Source organism: Enterobacter sp. BIDMC92, from assembly GCF_001030225.1.
In the GTDB taxonomy this organism is placed as follows: domain Bacteria; phylum Pseudomonadota; class Gammaproteobacteria; order Enterobacterales; family Enterobacteriaceae; genus Enterobacter; species Enterobacter sichuanensis.
Genome location: NZ_KQ087598.1, coordinates 3,311,427 through 3,327,248, shown reverse-complemented (window position 1 = coordinate 3,327,248; position 15,822 = coordinate 3,311,427). Strand labels below are relative to the sequence as shown.

Sequence of the window (15,822 nt, the reverse complement as noted above, 5' to 3'; positions counted from 1 at the left end):
CTGTGTCGTATTCTTGATACCGGACAATCTCATGTCAGTAAGTTCTTTTAACCGACGCTGGGCGGCGGTGATCCTTGAAGCCCTGACGCGCCATGGCGTCAGGCACGTGTGTATTGCACCGGGTTCTCGCTCAACGCCGCTGACGCTGGCGGCTGCCGAAAACCGGGCCTTGATTCATCACACCCACTTCGATGAACGCGGCCTCGGTCATCTGGCGCTGGGTCTGGCGAAAGCCAGCAAAGAACCTGTGGCGGTGATTGTCACCTCCGGTACCGCGGTGGCAAATCTCTATCCGGCACTGATTGAAGCCGGGTTAACCGGTGAAAAGCTGATCCTGCTCACCGCCGACCGCCCTCCCGAACTTATCGACTGCGGCGCCAACCAGGCGATTCGTCAGCCGGGGCTCTTTTCTTCTCATCCTTCGCAGACGATATCGCTTCCTCGCCCCACTCAGGATATTCCGGCAAGCTGGCTGGTCTCTACCGTCGATCATGCCATGGAGACGTTGCGCGGCGGAGCGTTGCATATCAACTGCCCGTTTGCCGAGCCGTTGTACGGTGAAATGGACGACACGGGGCTTGAATGGCAGCATTCCCTGGGTAGCTGGTGGGAGAGTGAGAAACCGTGGCTGCGCGAGCAGACGCATCTTGAAAGCGCAAAACAGCGGGACTGGTTCTTCTGGCGGCAGAAGCGCGGCGTGGTTGTCGCCGGGCGTATGAGCGCCGCGGAAGGCAAGCTGGTGGCCGAATGGGCGCAAACGCTCGGCTGGCCGCTGATTGGCGACGTGCTTTCCCAGACCGGTCAGCCGCTGCCGTGCGCCGACCTCTGGCTGGGTAATGCGAAAGCGGTCACCGAGCTGTCGCAGGCGCAGATTGTGGTCCAGCTTGGATCGAGTTTAACCGGCAAACGGTTACTGCAGTGGCAGGCGACCTGCACGCCCGAAGAGTACTGGCTGGTGGACGCGCTGGAAGGGCGGCTCGACCCGGCGCACCATCGTGGTCGTCGTCTGGTCAGCTGTATCGAAACCTGGCTGACGCTCCATCCGGCTGAAAAACGTAAACCCTGGGCGGTTGCCATCCCGGAACTCTCGCGCCAGGCGTGGGAACGAACAACGGCGCATTGTGAGGCATTTAGCGAAGCCGGGCTGGCGCACCGTATTCACCAGCTCCTGCCTGAACAGGGGCAACTGTTTGTCGGCAACAGCCTGGTCGTGCGTTTGATTGACGCCTTTTCACAGTTGCCAGCTGGCTACCCGGTGTACAGCAACCGTGGTGCCAGCGGCATCGACGGGCTTATTTCGACAGCGGCGGGCGTGCAGCGAGCCAGCGCGAAATCGACGCTGGCCATCGTGGGCGATCTCTCCGCGCTCTACGATCTCAATGCGCTGGCGCTACTGCGTCAGGCGTCCGCCCCGTTCGTGCTGATGGTGGTAAACAACAACGGCGGGCAAATTTTCTCCCTGTTGCCCACGCCGCAGACCGAGCGCGAGCGATTCTATCTGATGCCGCAGAACGTGCAGTTCGAACACGCCGCAGCGATGTTCAGCCTGAAATATCATCGTCCGGAAAGCTGGGAGCAGCTGGGGGCCGCGCTAGCGACCGCCTGGAAACAGCCGGGTGCGACGCTGATTGAGCTGGTGGTGAACGAGGCTGACGGTGCGCAGGCGCTGCAAAGCCTGCTGGCGCAGGTGAGCCAGCTGTGATCCTCCCGGCGGTACAGCAGGCCGGTAAGCCAGGCTACCCCTGGTTGGTTTTTCTGCACGGCTTTTCCGGCGACAGCCGCGAGTGGCAGAAGGTGGGTGAAAAACTCAGCGACTACCCCCGGCTGTATCTCGATCTGCCGGGGCACGGCGGATCCCGGCAGGTTGGCGTGGCGGGGTTCGAAGAGATGAGCACATTACTCACCCGAACTTTAGTTAGTTACAACATACTTAACTTCTGGCTCATCGGGTACTCCCTCGGCGGCCGCATTGCGATGTTCCACGCCTGCCAGCAGCCAAAGGGGATGCTGGGCCTGATAGTTGAAGGCGGGCATCCGGGCCTGCAGGATGCCGAAGCGCGTCATACGCGCCTGGCATCGGACCGCAACTGGGCGAGACGTTTTCGCACCGAACCGCTGGATAAGGTATTCACTGACTGGTATCAACAGCCCGTTTTTGCCACCCTGACGAACACTCAGCGCGACGCGCTGATTACCTTGCGCAGCCAGAACAGCGGCGTGGCGCTGGCGATGATGCTCGAGGCGACGTCGCTGGCGGTGCAGCCCGATTTACGCGCCGCGCTTAGCGCACGCGATTTCGCTTTTGATTATCTCTGTGGCGAACGCGATGAGAAGTTTGCGGCCCTTGCCGCTGAACTGAACGCCGTTCGCCATCTCATTCCAAACGCCGGACACAACGCCCATCGGGAAAACCCCGAAGCGGTGAGCGCCAGTCTGGCTCAGATACTGCGTCTTCGAATAAAGGACACTCTATGATCTATCCTGATGAAAACATGCTCTATGCACCGGTTGAATGGCAAGACTGCTCCGAAGGCTATACCGACATTCGTTACCACAAATCCACCGACGGCATTGCCAAAATCACCATTAACCGTCCGCAGGTGCGTAACGCCTTCCGTCCGCTGACCGTTAAAGAGATGATTCAGGCCCTGGCGGATGCGCGCTACGACGACAATATCGGCGTGATTATCCTGACCGGCGAAGGGGATAAGGCGTTCTGCTCCGGCGGCGATCAGAAAGTACGCGGTGACTACGGCGGATACCAGGACGATGCGGGCACGCACCACCTGAACGTGCTCGATTTCCAGCGTCAGATCCGCACCTGTCCAAAACCGGTGGTGGCGATGGTGGCAGGTTACTCCATCGGTGGCGGTCACGTGCTGCACATGATGTGTGACCTGACCATCGCCGCAGAGAACGCCATCTTCGGCCAGACCGGTCCGAAAGTGGGATCCTTCGACGGCGGCTGGGGCGCCTCCTATATGGCACGCATCGTCGGGCAGAAAAAAGCCCGCGAAATCTGGTTCCTGTGCCGTCAGTACAACGCCCGGGAAGCGCTGGATATGGGGCTGGTCAATACCGTGGTCCCGATTGCCGACCTTGAAAAAGAGACCGTCCGCTGGTGTCGCGAAATGCTGCAAAACAGCCCCATGGCGCTGCGTTGCCTGAAAGCGGCCCTCAACGCCGACTGTGACGGCCAGGCAGGCCTGCAGGAGCTGGCGGGCAACGCCACCATGCTGTTCTACATGACCGAAGAGGGTCAGGAAGGGCGCAACGCGTTTAACGAAAAACGCCAGCCAGACTTCAGCAAATTCAAACGGAACCCGTAATGCGTCGCGCGCAGGTTTACCGCTGGCAGATACCGATGGACGCGGGCGTGGTGCTGCGTGAACGGCGGTTAAAAACCCGTGACGGCGTTTTCGTGCATCTGCAGCAGGGCGAGCGGGAAGGCTGGGGCGAGGTGTCGCCGCTGCCGGGCTTTAGCCTGGAGTCGCTGGAGGAGGCGCAGGCCGCGCTGGTGGCCTGGGCAGATGCCTGGCGCGAGGGGGCCAATCCACCGCTGCCGGACGTGCCTTCCGCCGCCTTTGGCATCAGCTGCGCGCTGGCGGAGCTCGACGGTAGCCTGCCGGAAGCAGCCGATTATCGCGCGGCGCCGCTCTGCACGGGCGATCCGGACGAACTCTTCGCGTTGCTCTCCGCCATGCCGGGTGAGAAGGTCGCAAAAATCAAAGTCGGCCTCTACGAAGCGGTACGCGACGGCATGGTGGCCAACCTGCTGCTGGAAGCGATCCCCGACCTTCGTCTGCGTCTGGATGCGAACCGCGCCTGGACGCCGCTGAAGGCGCAGCAGTTTGCAAAGTACGTCAACCCGGCATACCGCAGCCGCATTGCCTTTCTGGAAGAGCCGTGTAAAACCCGCGACGATTCGCGCGCGTTTGCCCGCGAAACGGGGATTGCCATCGCCTGGGATGAAAGCCTGCGCGAAGCGGATTTTGCCTTCGTTGCCGAGCCCGGCGTCAGCGCGGTGGTGATTAAACCGACCCTGACCGGCAGTCTGGCGAAGGTGCGCGAGCAGGTTGCAGCGGCGCACGCCGCAGGGCTGACGGCGGTGATCAGCTCCTCTATAGAATCCAGCCTTGGGCTGACGCAGCTGGCGCGTATTGCCGCCTGGTTAACGCCGGACACGGTGCCTGGCCTCGACACGCTGAACCTGATGCAGGCTCAGCTTATCCGCACGTGGCCGGGCAGTACGCTGCCGTGCCTGAATACCGGGGCGCTGGAGCCGTTGTTATGAGTTTTGCCGACTGGCCCTGGCGTCACTGGTGCCTGCATTTTGCGGATAAACCGGCCCTGAGACTGAACGACGAGGTGCTTACCTGGCAACAGCTGTGCGTCCGCGTCGACCGTCTCGCGGCGGGGTTTCACCAGCAGGGCGTGGCGGAGGGCGACGGCGTGCTGCTGCTGGCCCATAACCATCCGCAGACCCTGCTGGCATGGCTGGCGCTGCTCCAGTGCGGCGCGCGTATCCTTCCTGTTAACCCACAGCTGCCGCGCCCGCTGCTGGAGGTGTTACTCCCGCAGATGACGCTGCGCTTTGCGCTGGCGCTGGACGGCAGCTATGACGCTCTTCCTGCCCTGAGCATGCGCGATCGTGAAGGGGAACATCGCGTCGCGTGGCAACCGGCGCGGCTGGCGTCCATGACGCTCACCTCAGGCTCCACCGGGCTGCCAAAAGCGGCGGTCCATACCTGCGCGGCCCATCTTGCCAGCGCGCGCGGCGTACTGTCGCTGATGCCCTATGGCGGTGACGATGACTGGCTGCTTTCGCTGCCGCTGTTTCATGTCTCCGGCCAGGGAATTTTATGGCGCTGGCTGCAGGCGGGGGCGCGGTTAACCGTGCGCGAGAAACAGCCTCTGGAGCAGGCTTTGCGCGGCTGCACGCACGCCTCGCTGGTGCCAACCCAGCTCTGGCGTCTTCTGAATACCGACAGCCACATTGCCCTGAAAGCGGTTTTGCTTGGCGGGGCGGCGATCCCGGTGGCGTTAACGCAACAGGCGCGGGAGCAGGGGATCCGCAGCTTCTGCGGTTACGGCCTGACCGAATTTGCCTCTACCGTCTGCGCGAAAGAGGCGGACGGCGAGCCGGACGTGGGCTCTGCGCTGCCGGGCAGAGAGGTGCAGATCGTGAACGGTGAGGTCTGGATCAAGGCGCACAGCATGGCCTCAGGCTACTGGCGGGACGGTGCGTTAATTCCGCTGACCAACGTGCAGGGATGGTTCGCCACCCGCGATCGCGGTGAATGGTATGATGGCCGCCTGACGATTCTGGGTCGTATGGACAACCTCTTTTTTAGCGGGGGAGAAGGGATCCAGCCGGAAAGCCTTGAGCGGGTTATCGCAACACACCCGCAGATTAATCAGGTGTTTATCGTCCCGCTGGACGACGCCGAATTTGGCCAACGTCCGGTGGCGGTGGTGGAGTGTGAACCGGGAACGGATATCACCTGTTTCCCTGACTGGGTCAGGGATAAGCTGGCGCGGTTTGAGCAACCCATCCGCTGGCTGCTGCTGCCGACCGAGCTCAAAAATGGCGGCATCAAAGTCTCCCGTCGCGCGCTGCAGCAGTGGGTCAATGCATCACTTAAGGGATAAGCGCCGTTTCAAATAGTGACAATCTTTCGACCTGCCGCACGCAGAGTCCTTGATCCCCGGAAGACTCCGGTTAAAATCTCGCGGTTTTGGGACTTCTCTATAAAATGTGCGGGATCGCAATAATGAAAAAAGTGGCATTAATGGGCTTGGGCCTGATGGTTGTTTCTGCGGCGGCAAACGCCATTAGCATTAACGGCTCGGCGGGTCAGGATTATACCCACCTGGGCTTCGGCATGGGAACGGAAACCTCCGGTCTGGCGATGACCGGTGGCTGGACGCATAACGATGACGACGGCGACGCGGCAAGCCTCGGTCTCGGTCTGAACGTTCCGCTGGGCCCGTTCCTGGCGACTGTTGGCGGTAAAGGTATCTACACCAACCCGAATGACGGTGACGAAGGGTACGCGGCGGCGGTGGGCGGCGGCCTGCAGTGGAAAATTGGCGACAGCTTCGGCCTGTTCGGCGAGTACTACTACTCACCGGACTCGCTTTCCAGCGGTATCGACAGCTATGAAGAGGCCAACGCCGGTGCGCGCTGGACCATCATGCGTCCGATTACCATTGAAGCGGGCTATCGTTATCTGAACCTGGCCGGCAAAGACGGCAACCGCGACAATGCGCTGGCTGACGGTCCATACGTGGGCGTTAGCGCAGGCTTCTAAACACACCGGCGCGGCACGCTGTCGCGCCAGTTTCTCTCTTCTCCCACCCACGTTTGCGCTATAGTGTTCTGACCAAATAAGCGGGAGAACATAATGATTAACGTGGAGATGTTATCCACCGGCGACGAAGTGCTGCATGGACAAATTATTGATACCAATGCCGCCTGGCTTGCCGATCTTTTCTTTGAGCAAGGATTACCGTTAACGCGCCGCAATACCGTGGGCGACAATCTTGAGTCGCTGGTGAGTGTTCTGCGCGAACGCAGCGAACACTGTGACGTGCTGATTGTTAACGGTGGGCTCGGCCCCACCAGCGACGACCTCAGCGCGCTGGCCGCTGCGACTGCCAAAGGCGAAGGGCTGGTGCTGCATGAAGCGTGGCTCTCGCAGATGGAGCGCTTTTTCGCCGAACGCGGTCGCGTCATGGCCCCCAGCAACCGCAAACAGGCTGAGATCCCCGCCAGCGCGGAGCTGGTCGATAACCCGGTTGGTACCGCATGTGGGTTTGCCATGCAGTTGAACCGTTGCCTGATGTTCTTTACGCCGGGCGTGCCCTCAGAATTTAAGGTGATGGTCGAGCAGCAGATCCTGCCGCGCCTTCGCCAGCGCTTTACCCTGCCGGAACCCCCGCTTTGCCTGCGCCTGACCACTTTTGGCCGCTCTGAAAGTGATCTGGCCCAGAGCCTCGATCACCTCTCACTCCCGCCGGGCGTCTCCATGGGCTATCGCTCCTCCATGCCAATCATTGAGCTTAAGCTGACCGGGCCAGCAACGCAGAAAGAGGCGATGCTGGCCTTGTGGCCTGAGGTGCAGCGCGTGGCGGGCGAAAGCCTGATTTTCGAAGGCACGGAAGGGCTACCGGCGCAGATTGCGAAGCATCTGCAGTCGCGCCAGCTGAGCGTGACCTTAAGCGAGCAGTTCACCGGCGGCCTGCTGGCGCTGCAGTTGTCTCGCGTCAACGCGCCGCTGTTGGCCAGCGAAGTGGTGCCGTTCCAGCAGGAGACCCTGGCGCAGACCGCCCGTTGGGCATCTGAAAGAAGGGTAAAACATTTTGCCGGACTGGCGCTGTTTGTCGGGGGGCTGGATGAGGAATACCTTAACTTCGCGCTGGCCACGCCGGAAGGCACCTGGGCACTGCGGGTTAAGATGAGTATCACCCGCCACAGCCTGGCGGTGCGTCAGGAGGTTTGTGCGATGATGGCCCTGAACATGCTGCGCCGCTGGTTGAATGGCAAAGAGGTGGCCAGCGAGCACGGCTGGATCCACGTTGTCGAGTCGCTGTTCGTTGAGTAAAACGTTGGCCGGGGCCTTTCGCCCCGGCCATGTTCAGCCCAGCGCCTTCGCCAGCAGGGTAATCGGATGTTCACAGCGTAAGCTTGTGGACATCTCAATCTGCCACTTGCAGGTTTCGCAGTCGGTCACCACGATATCCGCGCCGCTCTCTTCAATCTGACGGAACAGCGGGGCGCCAATTGCCTGTGACGTGTCGTAGTTTTCCCGTTTAAAGCCGTAGGTTCCCGCAATTCCGCAGCAGCGCGAATCCAGCACCGTCAGCTCCAGGCCCGGGATTAACCGCAGCAGCTCCAGCGTATACAGCGACCAACCCATTTTCTCCATATGACACGGCGTGTGATACACCACTTTCAGGGGCAATTTTCTGAGCGGCAGGGTCTGCCCGCTGTCCAGTTTGCGCCACAGGAAACGCGTCGCCAGCTCGATGTGCTCGCGCAGCCCGCGGTTATCCACATCCAGCAGATGGGGGTACTCATCGCGCAGGGTAAAGGTACAGGTGGAGGAGGTCGTCAGCACCGGAATACCTTTCTCGACGATGGCTTCGCGCAGCGACGTGACGTTGCTCTGCGCCTGCCTGCGCGCTTTATCGGTAAACCCGTTGGCAATCAGCGGCACGCCGCAGCACTTCTCCTTGTTCAGTAGCTGTACGCCTGTTCCCATGGCGTTCAGCACCTTCAGCAGATCTTTCCCCAGCTGCGGGTGGTTGTAGTTCACGTAGCAGCCGTGGAAAAAAGCCACCTGGTCGGCATACTGCGCCTGCTTCGCCGCGACGGACGTGTACCAGCGGCGGAAGGTGCCGTGAGAATATTTCGGCAGGCTGCGGTGATGATCGATCTTAAGGGTGGCATCCAGCAGCTGTCGTACCGGTTTGAGGGAGGTTGCGGCGTTTACCAGCGGAGCGAACGGTGTCGACAGGCTGCCCATCAGATCGGTATGGCTCAGAATGGCGTCTCGCAGTGACGGTTTTTGCGTGCTGTAGCGCGCCCGGGCGCGCTGGATGATATCGCCGATTTTCACATCTGATGGGCAGGCGACTTCACAGCGTTTGCAGTTGATGCAGTACTTCAGGGCTTCGTCGTACAGCTTGCCGTCCTTCAGGCGCAGGCGTTCGCCGTCCGGCCCGGCCTGTTTCGGGCCTGGATAGCGTGGATTGACGCCGCTGACCGGGCAGACCGTGGTACACACCGTGCATTTGATGCAGCTTTCAAAACGGGTATCGTTCATTGTTCAGCCTCCATGCGCTGGCTAATCTGCTCTGCCGCATACAGCGCCGTAACGGCGCAGACGCCGCCACCGCAGCCCTGGGCGATGGGGTCGTATCCACCCAGCAGCGAGCCAATGGCAAAAAGATTACTGACGGGCTTACCGGCAAGCTGCGGATGTAGCCGGTTATCGACGATGACGCCAAACTGTTGCCAGGGCTGCGGCGAGAAGAAATCGCTCTGGTACCAGTCCGCGCGGGAGGCGCTCTGCCGGACATCCAGCCCCATAATCGCTTCCCGGATGCCCTCCCGGCTACTCAGCAGCCCGTTACTGAAGAAACTGCCGCTGGCCAGCACCGTATAACGGGCCCGAAGGGGGATATCATCGTGGTTGCGCGTCCAGATTTCGTTCACCGCGCCGTCCGTCAGGGTAATTTTTTTCACTTCATCCCCTGCCATCCAGACGCCACCCTGCGCAACAAACTGGCGCTGGAGTTGGGTATGCAGGCGAATGCCGGGTACGGAAGGGGGCAGCGTGGGCAACAAACCGAGCGTGCAGGGCAGACGGTCTGAGAGCCAGCGCCAGAGTCGGTTGTCGTTTAAGCCAAAGCAGGCGGGCATCAATAGCGCATCGCATCCTGCCGCAAGCGGGCTGAGTGCCTCATACAGCAGCGGCCATTTCTCTTCGTTATCAAGGAAACGGGCGATATTCACCGCGCGAAATTCACTTGGGTTATCGCGCAGAACGTCCAGCTCTGGCAGCTCTATCTCTGCGGTGTCAGCATTAACCCCCTGGCGACAGAGTGACGCTGCCGCGAGATGGGGCTGAAAATCCAGAAAACCGCTGATGCCCACCACCCGCACGCGCGCGGCGCTGAACGGGGCAACGGGCACCTCCTCCGGGCTGAGCCAGGCGGAACGCAGGGTGCCAAGCGGCGTGACGCGCTGATGATTTTGCCTGGCGCTTCCCTGCAGACGTGCTCCGCACTCTGCCAGCAGCGCTTCGGTTTCCAGGGCAAAGCGGTCAATATGTTGCGCGCCAATCAGGTGATACGGGTGCTCCGGCGGCAGCTTTTCGCGGCAGGTTTCGTCCACCAGATCCAGCGAGCCTGACGAAAAGTGCAGGGCGCTCTGTCCCCGGGTGATAATGGCGCAGCGCAGCCCCTGCTTTGTGAGTTTGATTCCACAAAGCAGGCCTGCCAGCCCGCCGCCGACAATCACGGCATCAAATTTCATCGTGTTGCTCCTTCTCAAGACCGCACAGTCCCTGGTAGACCCAGCGGGTAAACTCGCTTTCCCGCAGGGCATCACCCCAGGCGACAGGCTGAATCCCCTTCCAGCGTTCGTTTAAAAACGCGCTGAGCTGATCGAGCGACTGGGTGGCGGTGGTGGTATGAAAACGCTGCAGCAGCCCGGCGGCACGGCAGGCGCAGAGCTCACCCTGGCAGGTTCCCATTCCGACGCGGGTGCGGCGGCGGAGATCGAGCAGGCTATTGACCGTCAGGTTCTCCACCGCGTACTGCACTTCACCAGCGGTCACGGCTTCGCACTCGCACACCAGGCTGCGGCTCAATCGTCCTTCACCGAGCCACTGTGGCGTTCTGTCGCCGTGGCGGTAAATTGCGGACCCGCGCAGCGGCGCGGGCAGGGAGATGATTTTTTGCAGCGTTTTCTCGGTAGACTGGCGCGATCCGGGTAAAGGCTGCTCTGCCGTCACGCACCGTTCGGTATTGCCCAGCTTGCGACAGACGGCATCTGTCGCCCATTCGGCCATCAGACGATAGGTCATCAGCTTGCCGCCTGTAATCGTGATAAACCCGTCCAGTCCATCGCGCGCGGCGTGATCGAGCAGCACAATGCCGCGGCTGACGTTACGCCCGCTCGGATCGTCGTCGCTGGCCACCAGCGGGCGGACGCCGGCATAGGCGCGGAGGATCCGGGTCTGCGCCATGACCGGGGCCAGTTTTTCCCCTTCGCGCAGCAGGATGTCCACCTCTTCGGCGGTCACGCGGTTGTAATCAATTTCGCTGTAGTCCACGTGGGTGGAGGTGGTGCCGATTAACGAAATGGTATCGCCCGGCACCAGAATATCGGCATCGGAGGGTTTGCGGCAGCGGTTGATCACATGGTTATTAATGCGGTGGTCGAGGATCAGCAGGGAGCCTTTCGCCGGGAACATGCGTACCGACAGGTCAGCATATTCCGCAATACGTTGACCCCAGATCCCGGCGGCATTGATGACGACGGAGGCAAACAGCTCGCTGTGTTCGTTGTATTGCGTATCAAACACCCGCACGCCGCAGATGCGATGGCCTTCACGGATCAGCCCGGTTACTTCGTGCCCGGTCAGGATGTGCGCCCCATGCTCGCGGGCGTCCAGCATATTGGCGGCCGTCAGGCGAAAGGGATCAACCGTCCCGTCGGGCACTTTGACCGCGCCCGTCAGGGCAGGGTTGACGGCGGGTTCAATGCGGCGCGCGAGGGCCGGGTCGATGGCCTCGGCCTGAATCCCCGCCGCATGACATGCCGCCATAAAAGTTGACTGAAAGGCGAGATCGTCTTCGGGAAGGGTGATAAACAGACCGTCGGTCGGCTCAATGCAGTGGCGGGCAATACGCCGCAGGATCTGATTTTCGGCGATACATTCGCGTGCTGATTCGCCGTCCGTCACGGCGTAGCGGGCGCCGCTGTGAAGCAGTCCATGATTGCGTCCGGTTGCGCCTGTCGCAATGTCATGGCGCTCCACCAGCGTGACGCTTAACCCCCGCAGGGCACAATCGCGTGCGATGCCGGCGCCGGTTGCGCCACCGCCAATGATAATCACATCGCGAAAGCGTGGATCGTGAATTGTCATTGTCATCCCTCAGTGTTCGTTTTTTATCATTTAGCCACATGAATACTGTGGTTTGTTTGATTTCGAACACAAACGAGCGAAATTCGAAAGTGAAACGTGATTTCATGCGCTTTTTTGCGCATCCTGTCATATTTCTGTAACAATTTGTGCGTTGATTCACAGTAACAATCACCGTGATTTCTTAACATCGCGACCTCTCTGAAGTATGGGGCAGTTAAACCCCTGTAAATTCAATAGCTGGCCACGGAGGCTGTCATGCTCAGTATCTTCAAACCTGCGCCGCATCGGGCGCGTCTCCCAGAGGCAGAAATTGATCCGCTATACCGCCGTCTGCGTTGGCAAATTTTCCTCGGGATCTTCTTCGGGTACGCGGCGTACTACCTTGTGCGCAAAAACTTCGCGCTTGCTATGCCGTATCTGGTGGAGCAGGGCTTTTCGCGCGGCGATCTGGGGTTCGCGCTGTCGGGGATCTCCATCGCCTACGGTTTTTCCAAATTCATCATGGGGTCCGTCTCGGATCGCTCGAATCCGCGCGTGTTCCTGCCGGCGGGTCTGATCCTCGCGGCTGCGGTCATGCTGTTTATGGGCTTTGTGCCGTGGGCAACCTCCAGCATTGCCATCATGTTCGTGCTGCTGTTCCTCTGCGGCTGGTTCCAGGGGATGGGATGGCCGCCATGCGGACGTACCATGGTGCACTGGTGGTCGCAGAAAGAGCGTGGCGGCATCGTGTCGGTATGGAACTGTGCGCATAACGTGGGGGGCGGCATTCCACCTCTGCTGTTCCTGCTGGGGATGGCCTGGTTTAACGACTGGCATGCGGCGCTCTACATGCCGGCCTTTGGCGCCATTCTGGTGGCGATTATTGCCTTCGCCCTGATGCGTGACACGCCGCAGTCCTGCGGCCTGCCCCCGATTGAAGAGTACAAAAACGACTACCCGGATGATTACAGCGAGAAGCACGAAGAAGAGCTGACGGCAAAGCAGATCTTCATGAAGTACGTGCTGCCTAACAAGCTGCTGTGGTATATCGCGGTCGCCAACGTGTTCGTTTATCTGCTGCGCTACGGCATTCTCGACTGGTCGCCGACTTACCTGAAAGAGGTGAAGCACTTCGCGCTGGATAAATCCTCCTGGGCCTACTTCCTGTATGAATATGCGGGGATCCCGGGCACCCTGATTTGCGGCTGGATGTCGGACAAAGTGTTTAAAGGCAACCGCGGTGCGACGGGCGTCTTCTTTATGACTCTGGTCACCATCGCCACCGTGGTCTACTGGCTCAACCCGCCGGGCAACCCATCAGTTGATATGGCCTGTATGATCGTCATCGGCTTCCTGATTTACGGTCCGGTAATGCTGATTGGTCTGCACGCTCTGGAGCTGGCACCGAAAAAAGCGGCAGGCACGGCGGCGGGCTTTACCGGTCTGTTTGGCTATCTGGGCGGTTCGGTCGCGGCGAGCGCCATTGTCGGCTACACCGTTGACTTCTTCGGCTGGGACGGCGGCTTTATGGTGATGATTGGCGGCAGCGTGCTGGCGGTCCTGCTGCTGGTTGTTGTGATGATCGGTGAAAAACGTCACCACTCGGAAGTGCTGGCACGTCGTCAATAAGGAGCATTGTTATGAAATTAACACAGTTAGCGACGGGCCTGCTGCTGGCGGGCCTGATGACCGGGTCCGCGCTGGCGGCAGATAAAATCGTCATCGCCCACCGCGGTGCGAGCGGCTATTTGCCGGAGCATACGCTGCCGGCAAAAGCGATGGCCTATGCGCAGGGCGCGGATTATCTGGAGCAGGATCTGGTGATGACGAAGGATGACCAGCTGGTTGTCCTGCACGATCACTACCTTGACCGCGTGACGGACGTGGCGGAGCGTTTCCCGGACCGCGCCCGCAAAGATGGCCGCTACTACGCCATTGACTTTACGCTGGCAGAAATCCGCTCGCTGAAGTTCACGGAAGGCTTCGAGATTGAAAATGGCAAGAAGAAGCAGGTTTATCCGGGGCGTTTCCCGATGGGCAAATCTGACTTCCGGATCCATACCTTCCAGGACGAGATTGAGTTTGTTCAGGGGCTGAACCACTCAACCGGGAAAAATATCGGCATCTACCCGGAAATCAAGGCGCCGTGGTTCCACCACCAGGAAGGGAAAGACATTGCCGCGAAAACGCTGGAAGTGCTGAAGCAGTACGGCTACACCAGCAAGAAGGACAAGGTTTATCTGCAGTGTTTTGACGCCGCTGAGCTCAAGCGCATCAAAACCGAGCTGGAGCCGAAGATGGGGATGGATCTCAATCTGGTGCAGCTGATTGCCTACACCGACTGGAATGAAACCCAGGAGAAGCAGCCGGACGGCAAGTGGGTAAACTACAACTACGACTGGATGTTTAAGCCGGGCGCGATGAAGCAGATAGCGCAGTACGCTGACGGTATCGGGCCGGATTACCACATGCTGGTGGCAGAGGGCTCTACACCGGGCCACGTGAAGCTGACGGCGATGGTGAAAGAGGCGCATGCCAGCAAGATGCAGGTCCATCCGTACACGGTGCGCGCAGACCAGCTGCCGCCGTATGCCACGGACGTGAATCAGCTTTATGAAGTGTTGTACAACCAGGCGGGCGTGGACGGACTGTTTACGGATTTCCCGGATAAAGCGGTGAGTTTTTTGAAGGATAAACGCTGAAATTGCCGGGTGGCGGCTGCGCCTTACCCGGCCTACGAACTGCGGTTTTGTAGGTCGGGTAAGCGAAGCGTCACCCGACACAATCACATCTCGATTTCTATATCGCCTTTTGCCCGGCAGCAGCAGGGCAAAATTTCCCCTTCGTTGATAAAGGCCAGCGGTTCGGTCAGCCAGTCCACCTGGCCTGCGACCAGGCGGCAGCGGCAGGAGCCGCAATAACCTTCACGACACTGGTACTCCACCTCCACCTGATGCGCTTCAAGCGCCACCAGCAGGGAAGGGTGCTCTTCCTGGCACAGCACTTCGGTGCCCGAAAGGCTCAGCGTGACGCGCGTCATCAGAGCTGGAAGTCGCTCAGGTCGTCAGTGTTCACTTCAGAATCAATCTGACCGACCAGGTAAGAACTGACTTCCACTTCCTGTGGCGCCACCTGCACGTTATCGGACACCAGCCAGGTGTTGATCCACGGGATAGGGTTAGAGCGCGTCTGGAACGGCAGGTCGAGACCAACCGCCTGCATACGGATGTTGGTAATGTACTCAACGTACTGGCACAGAATATCTTTGTTCAGGCCAATCATGGAGCCGTCGCGGAACAGATAGTCTGCCCACTCTTTCTCCTGCTGGGCCGCCAGCACGAACAGGTCATAGCACTCCTGTTTGCACTCTTCGGCAATTTGCGCCATCTCCGGGTCGTCCGAACCGCTGCGCAGCAGATTCAGCATGTGCTGGGTACCGGTCAGGTGCAGGGCTTCGTCACGGGCGATCAGACGGATGATTTTGGCGTTACCTTCCATCAGCTTGCGCTCGGCAAAGGCGAAGGAGCAGGCAAAGCTCACGTAGAAGCGGATCGCTTCCAGCGCGTTGACGCTCATCAGACACAGATACAGCTGCTTTTTCAGCGCACGCAGGTTCACGGTGATGGTTTTACCGTTCACATGGTGAGTGCCTTCGCCCAACAGATGCCAGTAGCTGGTCATCTCAATCAGCTCGTCGTAGTAATGGGCAATGCCTTCCGCGCGCTTCTGGATCTGCTCATTGGTGACGATATCGTCAAATACCACCGCCGGATCGTTGACGATGTTGCGGATGATATGGGTGTAAGAGCGGGAGTGGATCGTCTCGGAGAACGCCCAGGTTTCCACCCAGGTTTCGAGCTCAGGAATGGAGATCAGCGGCAGCAGCGCCACGTTCGGGCTACGTCCCTGAATGGAGTCCAGCAGCGTCTGGTATTTCAGGTTGCTGATAAAGATATGTTTTTCGTGATCCGGCAACGACTGGTAGTCAATACGGTCGCGGGAAACGTCCACTTCTTCCGGACGCCAGAAGAAGGAGAGTTGCTTTTCAATCAGCTTTTCAAAGATGTCATATTTTTGCTGATCGTAGCGTGCCACGTTGACCGGCTGGCCGAAGAACATCGGCTCTTTGAGCTGGTCGTTTTTCGTCTGTGAAAAGGTGGTATATGCCATTGCGGTGAGT

General features: G+C 59.8%; 14 protein-coding genes. 9 read left to right on the top strand and 5 right to left on the bottom strand.

The window, feature by feature from the left end; translation table 11 throughout:
- Window positions 1-31 precede the first annotated feature (31 nt).
- From menD to SP99_RS15515, 7 genes are all read left to right on the top strand, one after another.
- On the top strand, window positions 32-1,702 hold the full coding sequence (gene menD / locus SP99_RS15545; RefSeq protein ID WP_047959146.1) for a 2-succinyl-5-enolpyruvyl-6-hydroxy-3-cyclohexene-1-carboxylic-acid synthase: 1,671 nt from the start codon (window positions 32-34) through the stop codon (window positions 1,700-1,702).
- Entirely contained in the window at window positions 1,699-2,475 is a 777-nt protein-coding gene (gene menH / locus SP99_RS15540) for a 2-succinyl-6-hydroxy-2,4-cyclohexadiene-1-carboxylate synthase (protein ID WP_047959145.1), read from the top strand. Before menD ends, menH begins: the two co-directional genes overlap by 4 nt.
- Complete coding sequence (gene menB, locus SP99_RS15535) at window positions 2,472-3,329, top strand: 1,4-dihydroxy-2-naphthoyl-CoA synthase (protein WP_047959144.1); 858 nt, start codon at window positions 2,472-2,474, stop codon at window positions 3,327-3,329. Before menH ends, menB begins: the two co-directional genes overlap by 4 nt.
- Window positions 3,329-4,294, top strand: coding sequence for an o-succinylbenzoate synthase (menC, locus tag SP99_RS15530; RefSeq protein ID WP_047959143.1), 966 nt, complete (start codon window positions 3,329-3,331; stop codon window positions 4,292-4,294). The genes menB and menC overlap by 1 nt, the downstream gene beginning before the upstream one ends.
- Complete coding sequence (gene menE / locus SP99_RS15525; protein ID WP_047959142.1) at window positions 4,291-5,652, top strand: o-succinylbenzoate--CoA ligase; 1,362 nt, start codon at window positions 4,291-4,293, stop codon at window positions 5,650-5,652. Before menC ends, menE begins: the two co-directional genes overlap by 4 nt.
- A gap of 122 nt (window positions 5,653-5,774) precedes the next feature.
- Window positions 5,775-6,314, top strand: coding sequence for a YfaZ family outer membrane protein (locus tag SP99_RS15520; protein WP_047959141.1), 540 nt, complete (start codon window positions 5,775-5,777; stop codon window positions 6,312-6,314).
- 93 nt (window positions 6,315-6,407) lie between these two features.
- Window positions 6,408-7,607, top strand: a complete 1,200-nt coding sequence (locus SP99_RS15515) for a nicotinamide mononucleotide deamidase-related protein YfaY (protein WP_047959140.1) — start codon at window positions 6,408-6,410, stop codon at window positions 7,605-7,607.
- A gap of 33 nt (window positions 7,608-7,640) precedes the next feature.
- Here the strand turns inward: SP99_RS15515 and glpC are convergent, their stop codons facing one another.
- The 3 genes from glpC to glpA are packed head-to-tail and all read right to left on the bottom strand — an operon-like array spanning window position 7,641 to window position 11,663.
- A complete protein-coding gene (glpC, locus tag SP99_RS15510) occupies window positions 7,641-8,831 on the bottom strand; it encodes an anaerobic glycerol-3-phosphate dehydrogenase subunit GlpC (protein ID WP_047959139.1) in 1,191 nt (396 codons plus the stop codon).
- Window positions 8,828-10,045, bottom strand: coding sequence for a glycerol-3-phosphate dehydrogenase subunit GlpB (gene glpB, locus SP99_RS15505; protein ID WP_025757199.1), 1,218 nt, complete (start codon window positions 10,043-10,045; stop codon window positions 8,828-8,830). Before glpB ends, glpC begins: the two co-directional genes overlap by 4 nt.
- Window positions 10,035-11,663, bottom strand: coding sequence for an anaerobic glycerol-3-phosphate dehydrogenase subunit A (gene glpA / locus SP99_RS15500; protein ID WP_047959138.1), 1,629 nt, complete (start codon window positions 11,661-11,663; stop codon window positions 10,035-10,037). Before glpA ends, glpB begins: the two co-directional genes overlap by 11 nt.
- Before the next feature lie 255 nt (window positions 11,664-11,918).
- On the opposite strand from glpA, the gene glpT reads away from it, so the two are divergent.
- Entirely contained in the window at window positions 11,919-13,271 is a 1,353-nt protein-coding gene (gene glpT / locus SP99_RS15495; RefSeq protein ID WP_047959137.1) for a glycerol-3-phosphate transporter, read from the top strand.
- An 11-nt stretch (window positions 13,272-13,282) separates the two neighbouring features.
- A complete protein-coding gene (glpQ, locus tag SP99_RS15490; protein ID WP_047959136.1) occupies window positions 13,283-14,344 on the top strand; it encodes a glycerophosphodiester phosphodiesterase in 1,062 nt (353 codons plus the stop codon).
- Between the two features lie 83 nt (window positions 14,345-14,427).
- On the opposite strand, the gene yfaE is transcribed toward glpQ, so the two are convergent.
- Window positions 14,428-14,682: a class I ribonucleotide reductase maintenance protein YfaE gene (gene yfaE / locus SP99_RS15485; RefSeq protein WP_025757202.1), complete on the bottom strand. Its 255-nt coding sequence runs from the start codon at window positions 14,680-14,682 to the stop codon at window positions 14,428-14,430.
- Window positions 14,682-15,812, bottom strand: coding sequence for a class Ia ribonucleoside-diphosphate reductase subunit beta (gene nrdB, locus SP99_RS15480; protein ID WP_045286072.1), 1,131 nt, complete (start codon window positions 15,810-15,812; stop codon window positions 14,682-14,684). The genes yfaE and nrdB overlap by 1 nt, the downstream gene beginning before the upstream one ends.
- Window positions 15,813-15,822 lie beyond the last annotated feature (10 nt).